At 67.1% G+C, this 4,240-nt stretch carries 3 protein-coding genes; all 3 read right to left on the bottom strand.

Annotation, left to right across the window (positions count from 1 at the left end):
• A partial coding sequence (locus WBQ44_RS21560) for an alpha/beta fold hydrolase (RefSeq protein WP_495568704.1) occupies positions 1-300 on the bottom strand: 300 nt, incomplete at its 3' end.
• Between the two features lie 58 nt (positions 301-358).
• A complete protein-coding gene (locus tag WBQ44_RS21565) occupies positions 359-2,947 on the bottom strand; it encodes an alpha/beta fold hydrolase (RefSeq protein ID WP_495568705.1) in 2,589 nt (862 codons plus the stop codon).
• A 154-nt stretch (positions 2,948-3,101) separates the two neighbouring features.
• The coding region (locus WBQ44_RS21570; protein WP_495568706.1) for an FtsX-like permease family protein at positions 3,102-4,240 on the bottom strand (1,139 nt) is incomplete at its 5' end.

A 4,240-nucleotide genomic window follows, 5' to 3' on the forward strand; every position in this document is an offset into this window, starting at 1 on the left:
GCCGACCATCGGCGCGGAGTCGATACCCAGGTGGTCCATCAGATCGCGGACGGTGGCAGCGTGCGAGCTGAGCGAATAGTCACCGGACGGCTTGTCGGAATCGCCGTGCCCGAACAGATCGGGCGCGATGACGCGATGGTTGGCGGCCAGACGCTCGATCTGGCCCGCCCAGGACTGATGCGACCCGAGCAGACCGTGCACGAGGATGACGGGTGGGCCGTCGCCTTCGTCCACGTACCGGAGCACGTCCCGGTGAAGTTCGACGGATTCGAGCTCGTACGGTGATGCCTCTTCGTTCATCGAACCTCCTCGCCGCTCGGCGCTTGACTTCACGCATTGGAGCGCGTCGACGACCAACCTACGCGCGTCCGGTTCGGTGTGGGTTCATTGCACGGGTGACGATGTCGGCGACCGCGGACACCACCGGCTCCCGCACCATGCCGATGTGCGGCCCGGGTACGGGCGTCAGGTCGAGGTCGCCGGTGACGACGGCTTCCCAGGAGCGTCGGTCCGCCGTGTTGCTGTCGGTGACGACGACGGTGGTCGGACCGTCCCACGGCGTCGGCGTGTGGCGACGCAGAGCCATCGAGCCGATGATGCCGAAGGCGAGCCAGCGTTCGGTCGTCGGGTAGCGGACGAGGCCTGCAGTGATGACCCGCCACGTCTGACGCAGGTAGGCCGCCACGCTCGGCTTGTAGACCGCGTTGCCGGGGTCCGGCGGTGCCGCCGTCAGCGCCGAGCCGCCGGGCAACCTGTCGAGCACCCAGCGGTACAACCGGGGGTCCAGCAGCACCACGCGTTCGACGGTTTCGCCGTGCGAGCGCAGAATGTCGGCTATTTCCAGGGCGATCCACGCGCCGAGGGAATGCCCGGCGACCGTGTACGGGCCGTGCGGCTGGATGCGTCGAATCTCGCGGACGTATGCCCGTGCGCAACCCTTCAGCGTTCGGTGCGGCAGCGCGCGGGTATCGAGCCCTCGTGCCTGCAGCGCGAAAACGGGTCTGCCCGTCAGGTGCTTGGCCAGTGGCGCAAGGCCGATGGCGGGTACGCCGGCACCTGCAACGACGAAGAGCGGACTGCCGGTGCCGTCGGAACGCAGCGGAACACAGACCGGATTGTTGCTGGCGCGGGCTTTCTCCCGGTCTACCGACGCGTGCCTCGAGTCGATGACCTCGGCCAACCTGCGCACGGTCATCGCATCGACCAGATCGGCTGGGGACAGTTCGACGTGGAACGCCGTGCGGACCTCGACGAGGATGCGCGTGGTCACCAGCGAGGTGGCGCCGAGCTCGGCGAAGTCGTCGTCTCGGTGCAGCGAGGTGAGGCCGAGTTCGCGGGCGACGATCAGTGCCAGCCAGTTCTCGGTTGCGCCCACCAGCACCGTCTCGGACGGCGTGGCGGTGCGCAATCCCTCGGACACTCGCATCTGCAGCGCGGTTCGATCGACCTTGCCCCGCTCGGACCGCGGAATCGAGTCGAGAGTCGTGACGTACTTGGGCATCATCCATTCGGGCAGCTTCTCGCGGAGAGCGCCTCGAATGTCCGCTTCGGGCGTAGTGCCGACGACGAATGCGGTGAGCTCGTACCTCGCGGTGTCCGGCCCGTCCTGGTGCGGCATGACGAACGCGTCGGCGACTCCCGCGATGGAGCGTAGTGCGCCTTCGATCTCAGCCGGCTCGACCTGGTAGCCGCGAATCTTGACGGCGTCGTCGACACGACCGACGAGGTGTAGCGCGCCGGTTTCGTCGATTCGGCCGACATCGCCCGTCCAGTACCGCCGTAGTCCGCCATCGGTGGTGAACCGCTCGTTCGTCTGGTCCGGGAGATCGAGGTAGCCGTCGGCGAAGCAGTGACCGGTGAGGCGGATCTGGCCGGTCTCGCCGTTGCGCGCGAGGGCGCCGTCGGAGCGAACGATGTGGAGGGTCTTTCCGGTCGGCGCAGAACCCGCGGCCAAAAACCCTGTAGGCAGTGGTTCGTCGGCGCGGTACTGCCGGTGTGCCACCGCACCGGCCTCGGTGGTTGCGTACCAGTTGACAATCGTTGCTGTGCAACCCGACTCGGCACGGAACGCAGTCACATCGCGGGAGTGCAGAGGCTCCCCGTAGGTGGTGACGTACCGCAGCGAGGGCACGGCGTCGACGGTCGCGCCGGGTCGTGGACCCGACGTGGAAGCGTGTGCGGACATGCCGCGCACCAATGATGGGGAGCAGTGCAGGGTAGTCAACGAATTGGCACCGACCCAGTCGATCACGTTGTCGCCGTGCAGCTCTCGTGGGTCTCGGCAATAGACGGTGGCACCGCTCAGGATGCCTGCTAACACCGTGTTGATGCCCGCGCCGAAACTGATCGGTAAGGCGCACCCCACGCGGTCCTGATGGACAAGGCCGAGTGCCGAACTGACCTCGTACGCCTTGCTCAAGCACATGCGGTGACTCAGCAACACACCCTTGGGGGCGCCGGTGGATCCACTGGTGAACGCGATGAGTGCGGTGCGGCCACCCTTGACCAGAGGCAGCGGCATGGCCGACTCCTGGGCGCCGTCGACTTCGGACCGATCGAGGCGTCGTGCGCCGGCGCGACGGACGATGTCGTCGCGCCGACCTTCGGGGAGCTTCGGATCGAGCGGGACCAGGGCCCTGCCCGACGCGATGACCGCGAGCATCAGCGTCACCGCTGCGACGGTGCCGGTGCTCTCGACGGCCACGGGCCGTTCCTCGTCGGGTGCTACCGATGCAATTCTGCGCGCCAACGCGTATGCCTGATGCGTCAAAGCGTGGAACGTGACCATGCCGTCGGCTGCCACCACGGCCGGATGATCCGGTGTTGCGTGCGCGACCTCGCACAGCCGGTCGAGCAGCGAGTCACGCGTGCCCGGTTTGCAGAGTGGCGCCAACGCGGCATGCGCCGCCATGTCGCGTTCGTCGATCGACAAGCCGTGTATCGACATGGGTCTCCTTGCGCGTGCCTACAGAGGATCCGGGTTCTCCGCCGAAAACCGTCGTTCAGTCTGTTTTACACGGTACAAGGTAGCTCCGAGGCGGTTTCCTATGCAACTGCAGCCGGACAAAACGGATTTGTCCGGCTGGAGCAGGTACGCCGCGTCAGGCGTCGGTGATGGCCTCCAACGGCTTCGTCCGCGCTGCGCGGGATGCGGGCCACAGTGCCGCCAGGACGCCGACCACGGCAGACCCGACGAGCATTGCCGTCATCTGTCCCCACGGAATCGTCAGCGTGCCGAGCCCTTCGTCGCGCAACGTTCGGACGAACCCCCAGCCGAACGCCACCCCGAGGGCAAGGCCGACGATCGCGCCGAACAACGCAATAAGCAGCGATTCCAGGTAGATAGTTCGGCGTACCTGTGCGCGCTGCATCCCAACGGCGCGAAGCATGCCGATCTCGCGGCGACGTTCGACGACCGAGAGGGCCAGCGTGTTGATGATGCCGAGGATGGCGATGACGACGGCAAGTGCGAGCAGGCCGTACAGAACGGCGAGCAACGTATCGATTTGCTGACCCTGTGCGCCCTTGAACTCCTCGCGATCCTGCACCTGAACGACGACGAAGGGCTTCGTTGCGGCTTCCAGGTCGGTGCGCAATGTAACCGGATCCGTGCCGGCCACTGCGCCGACCAGCACGACGATGTCCGACCGGACGATGGCGGGGGTGACCTGCTCGTACACCTCCTGCGACACCATCCACTGGCCGACCAGCGGGTTGTCCGCGTACACGCCGGTCACGGTGACCGGTACCACCTTGCCATCGGGCGACGTCATCTCCACGACGTCACCGAGCTGCCAGCCCTCGTCCCTGCGGGCCGACTCGGAGACCGCCATGCTGTTGCCGCTCAGCTCGGTCGCGCCGTCGACGACGACGCTGTCGAACAGTCCTTCCGGACTGCCCTCGAGCCCGACCCCGAAGGCGGATTCACCGTCGATGTCGACGCCCACAGGGTGTAGGACCGCCACCTTGTCGACGCCGTCCACCCGGCGGGCGGCGTCGGCTGCTCCGGTCGGAACGCCGATGGCAGGTGGGCCGCTGAGGATGTAGTCGGCCTGGATTCCGGTATCGACGAGCGCGTCGACGCTCGCCTTCGCGGTGGACCCGAGGACCCCGATGACGGATACGAGCATCAGGCCGAGCATGAGTGCGAACGCCGTCGCGGCGGTGCGGCGCGGGTTGCGGACAGAGTTGGTGCGGGCGAGGCGTCCGATCGGGCCGAAGGGCCTGGTCAACACCGAGC

Origin of the sequence: Rhodococcus sp. (in: high G+C Gram-positive bacteria) (assembly GCF_049591685.1) — a bacterium.
GTDB lineage: Bacteria > Actinomycetota > Actinomycetes > Mycobacteriales > Mycobacteriaceae > Rhodococcoides.